This window comes from Streptomyces tauricus (assembly GCF_014650955.1).
GTDB lineage: Bacteria > Actinomycetota > Actinomycetes > Streptomycetales > Streptomycetaceae > Streptomyces > Streptomyces tauricus.
Genome location: NZ_BMVY01000085.1, coordinates 1 through 4,444, shown reverse-complemented (window position 1 = coordinate 4,444; position 4,444 = coordinate 1). Strand labels below are relative to the sequence as shown.

General features: G+C 71.7%; 5 protein-coding genes. 3 read left to right on the top strand and 2 right to left on the bottom strand.

The window, feature by feature from the left end:
- Window positions 1–449, top strand: a 449-nt coding sequence (locus IE278_RS41580) for a hypothetical protein (RefSeq protein ID WP_189780224.1), incomplete at its 5' end; no start/stop codon positions are given.
- Between the two features lie 45 nt (window positions 450–494).
- Here the strand turns inward: IE278_RS41580 and IE278_RS41575 are convergent.
- Window positions 495–1,277: a phosphotransferase gene (locus IE278_RS41575; RefSeq protein ID WP_189780223.1), complete on the bottom strand. Its 783-nt coding sequence runs from the start codon at window positions 1,275–1,277 to the stop codon at window positions 495–497.
- Between the two features lie 410 nt (window positions 1,278–1,687).
- On the opposite strand from IE278_RS41575, the gene IE278_RS41570 reads away from it, so the two are divergent.
- Window positions 1,688–2,065, top strand: a complete 378-nt coding sequence (locus IE278_RS41570) for a hypothetical protein (protein ID WP_189780222.1) — start codon at window positions 1,688–1,690, stop codon at window positions 2,063–2,065.
- Between the two features lie 132 nt (window positions 2,066–2,197).
- Here the strand turns inward: IE278_RS41570 and IE278_RS41565 are convergent, their stop codons facing one another.
- Window positions 2,198–2,857, bottom strand: coding sequence for a lysophospholipid acyltransferase family protein (locus tag IE278_RS41565; protein WP_189780221.1), 660 nt, complete (start codon window positions 2,855–2,857; stop codon window positions 2,198–2,200).
- 331 nt (window positions 2,858–3,188) lie between these two features.
- Between IE278_RS41565 and IE278_RS41560 the strand changes: the two genes are divergently transcribed.
- On the top strand, window positions 3,189–4,444 hold a 1,256-nt coding region (locus IE278_RS41560), incomplete at its 3' end, for a DUF4139 domain-containing protein (RefSeq protein WP_246571834.1).

Below are 4,444 nucleotides of genomic sequence, written 5' to 3'. Positions count from 1 at the left end.
AGCGGGTGACCGGGGTGACGTTGGCCCGGGCATCGGTATGGCGTCTGCTGACCGGCCGGCTGATCCCAGTCCTGCTGTGCGGCCTTCTCGACCAAGCCGCCGCAGCGGAGGCCCAACGTGTGCTCATCAACATCATGTTCAGCGTCGCCGAGATGAACCCGGCCATGCCAGAAGTCCTGCCGTTCTTGCTTCGTCTCGCAGGCGACCCACAGGTTCCTGAGAGGTCCGGACTGCTGGATCGCCTGGTCACGGTCGCCGACTACTCCGAGCCGATCGACTCCGGCAATGCGGCCATGGCGCTGTGGTTCGGCAGCGACGGCGATCACCCTGAGCGCGAGCAGTGCAGGGCCGTGTTCGCGCAACACGCACATGTGGTGGCGATGGTCCCAGAAGAACTGATCGATGTGGGCATCGCGTTCTCGGCGTCACTCAGGTGCCGCCGTCACTGAGGTGCCTGGGAACCGACGGCCGGTCAAGGCATGGAGGGGGTCGCGTCAGGCCTGGCCGAGGAATTCCTCGCGCCGGGCCAGCGCCCAGGCGCGCTCCTCCTCGATGTCCGGAATGAAGTTCTGCCGCAGGAATGCCGCCCAGGGGTCCGCGCCGAGCGGGCCCAGGCGCGCTATTCGCTCGGTCTCGGTGCGCTGCAACCGTGCCAGCGCGTCCAGTACGTCGGCCGAGTCCGCACCGTAGGCGTCGCAGAGCAGCCGCAGCCGTCGCGCCAACGGCGCGCCGACTGCGCCGTAGCCGACCCTGCGCTGACGGTCGGGAAGCCGCAAAGGCACGCTGTACCAGGCCAGTTGTGCGAGGTCGTCCAATGCATCGCCGGGAATGGCCAGGTCCCAGTCAATGACGCCCACTAGACGGTCGTCCGCCCAGACCGTGTTCCAGCTCGTGAGGTCGCCGTGGCGCATGATCAGCCCGGGACGCCAGCGGGCGTCTGGGTCGCACCAGACGGCCTGACCGGAGGGGCGGAAGTCGCGTACGGCCTCGTGGTAACCGTGCAGCCACCGGCCGAGCGCGGTGATCCCCTCGTCCGCGAGAAGCGCTTGTGGCCACGGAGACAGCCCGACTTCGCCGCGCAGCAGCGACACCACCTCGTGGCCGTCCACGGGACCGTCACCCAGGGCGCGCGGCACGCCGGCGAATCCCACCTGCTCCAGGTGGCGCAGCAGTTCCCGTACCGCAGGGGTCCACACGCGCCACGGCCTACGGATGGTCTCGCCCTCACGGCGCACCGTCGACAGCCCGCCGCGCATCGATTCACCGTCCTGGATCATGGAGGGATCCTAGTGCGCGGCGGAATCCTGGGGCCTGGGGCGCGGTGCCCTCCCGACAGGCTCGCGTGGGAGCCGGGTCGGGCCGAGCTCCTCGGTACCTACCATCCGGAGCACCAGGGCTGCCTCACTCACGCACACCTGGGCTACGAAGTCGCGGAAGGCAACGCACCACCTCAGTAATTTGTTGACGATGCGGACGAAACGTTCTCACTGGCTGTCGGATGGGCCATCCCGGTGCAGTCGAGGACGAGTTCCCTGGAGGGCTGCCGTCACCCGCCCCCTCGCCCGTCGGCCCCGCCCACGCCTCGGACGCCTCCGACGCCTCCGACGCCTCCGACTGAGTACAGCGACCGAGTGGGCTGAGTACGTCATCCGATGCCCTGCCGCGCGGCGGCTGCTGGACTGTCGTCATGACCAAGGACATGCCGCCTGCCCGTCCCCTGCGCTCCGCCACCCGCACCGCTGCCACCACCGGTTCGGCGCTCGCGGTCGTGATCCTTCCCCTGGTGGTCGGCGCCCTCGCCTCGCGGGCCATCGGGGGTGACCCGATGGCGTCGGTCAACGCCATGATCACGGGTGGGGGAGAACGCGCCCGGCTCTCCCGCTGCCAACTCCGCGGCTATCGCGGCCGCGCGCTCACGACAGCGCGGCACGCATGGGACCGTTCTTCCCGGTTGACCGGTGGAAAGCCGCTCCGGGCCACTCTCACCGAGGCGGGCCACCGTATCGGGCGCAGGCGCACGGCTCCGCCGCGCCATGGGGCACCTGGCGCGGCGGACCGCTCGTAGCGAAGGCCGCGGACCGGCCGTACCCAAGGTCGCGGACCGGTCGCGCCGAAGGTCGCGGACCGGTCGTAGCCAAGCTTGCGGATCGGTCATAGGGTTAGCTCGCGTCCGGTCGTAGCCAGGCTCGCCGGCCGGTCAGCGAGTGAACGCCGCCGGTTCGCGCAGATGTCCGGCCGCGACTCGCCAGGCCGACACGACGGCCTGGTGCGTGGCCGCGCTCGCCGCCGCGACCCCCGCGGGCGGGCGGAGCGGTGCGCCCATATGGACGTGGAGGCGCGGACGACGGGCCGGTGCCGTCAGGAAACCCGCGAGCTGTTTGGCACGGCCGCCGGACGCGACCCGGCGCGCTCCGGCCTGACCGATCGGAACGACGGGGGCGCCGGAGGCCAGGGAGAGACGCGCGGGGCCGCTGCGGAAGGACTCGGGCGCGGCTTCGGCAGCGTCCCTCCGGCGCGGAAGCCGCCCCTCGCCGTAGATGAGGACATGGCGGCCCGCGCCGAGCGCTGCCACGGCAGCGTCCAGGGAGTCGGCCGCTCGCGCGGTACGGCGGTGTACGGGGACATGGCCGTCGCGGTCCAGGAGGTATCGCAGGACGGGTACGCGCCACAGTCCGGCGGTGGCGAGGACGACCGGTTCGATGTCCATACGGCGCAGCGCGGCCAGCACGATGCCGGGGTCCGCCAGGGAGGTGTGGTTGGCGACGAGGACGGCCGGCGCCGGGAGGGTGGTGACCTCCGCGGAGGTCGTCAGATGCCCGAGGGCGGGGACGACGGCGGCTGCTATGCGACTGAACACGCAACTCCTGCGTTCGGGCGGCGGATCGATGGTGAGGCGACGGGATTCATCATCGCCTGGGGACCGTCCGAAGCCCTGAGTCGACGTACTCATCCGGTCCATCGCTGCCGTACTCACCTGCGCACATGCTCACGTCCCGGCCCGGCCCGGGCGGGCCCGGCAGCACGTGGACACGTACATCGCCGGCCGTCTCAGGGCGCGTTCGTCGTCAGGCGTACGCTGTCAGCCCGGCAGGCACGGCCGGCCGTACGAACACAGCCAGGAACACAGCCGGGAATGCGGCCAGGAACGCAGTCAGGAATGCAGCCGGCAACACTGCCAGGGGGAGCACTTGAAGGCTGAGGCAACGCACGTCTGGGACTCGGCACTCGACTCGGTCGTGGTCTACGCCCAGGGCGCGGTCTGTCGACGCGTCGCGCGGGGCATCGTGCCGCCGGACGGCAGGGTGCGGATCACCGGGCTGCCCCGGACGCTGGGTCCCGGCTCTCTGACGGCCCGCGTCGCCGGTACCTCCGGGGTGCGGGTGGTCGAGGCGCGGGTCGAGGTCGACTCCGTACCGAACGACCCTTCCACACCTCAAGAGTTGGAGCGCGAGGTCGAGCGGCTGCAGGAGGAGTGCGCGGCGGCGCGGGCACGCCGGGACCGGCAACTCGGTCTCGTCGAGGAGGTCCGAGGGCTCCGTCCGATCCCGCCCGCCCGCAAGCGCGACGACCCGCCCCGCCGTACCCCGGTCGACGCATGGCTGGAACTGTCCGACTTCGTGGACGCGCGACTGGCCGATCTGCATACCCGGCTCGACGAGTTGGAGGAGGCACTGCTCCACTCCGAGCACGACCTCGGCATCGCGGTGGACGCCCTCGCCCGCTCCTCCACCGACGCTCCCTCGGCGCATGTGTCGACCACGGTCTCGGCGCTGGTGACCCTCCACCTCACACGTGACGGACAGGCCGCGGAGCAGGACCCCGAAGTGGACTCCGACGTGGACTCCGAAGTGGAACTGGAGCTGGAGTACGAAGTACCCGGCGCCGTCTGGATCCCGGCCTACCGGCTGGACCACCGCCAGGGCGACGGCAGCGGCCGGCTGATGCTGCGCGCTTCGGTGGCGCAGCGCACCGGCGAGGACTGGAACGCCGTACGCCTCTCGCTGGCCACCGCGGACCTGCGCCGCCGCACCGATCTGCCCAGGCTCCGTTCGATCCGGATCGGCCGTCGTCAACCCGCTCCCGCGCCGTCCGGTTGGCGTGAACCGCCCGCGGGGCTGTCCGACCTGTTCACCGGGTACGACGTCGCGGCGCCCCGCACCGCAGCCCTTCCCCCCTCGGCCCGTCGCGCCCGTACGGCCGCCGCGCCGAAAGCCGCCGTGCCGCCGCCCATGACGGACGAGACCGTCGGGGCCGTCGGGTACGACGCCGGGGCACTTCCGGTCTACGACACCGGGGCGTACTCCACACCCCTTCCCGCACCACCGCCCGCCCCGGGACCGACACCACAGGGGTACGGCCCCACGGCACCGGCACCCGCACCGGCGGCCTACTTTCCCGCGCCGCCGATGCCTCAGGCCTACGGCGCCCCGCCTCCCCCGGCGCC

Bases quoted from the DNA above. Each gene is read 5' to 3' on its own strand.
- IE278_RS41575 (WP_189780223.1), bottom strand. From the start codon at position 1,277: ATGATCCAGGACGGTGAATCGATGCGCGGCGGGCTGTCGACGGTGCGC.
- IE278_RS41570 (WP_189780222.1), top strand. From the start codon at position 1,688: ATGACCAAGGACATGCCGCCTGCCCGTCCCCTGCGCTCCGCCACCCGC.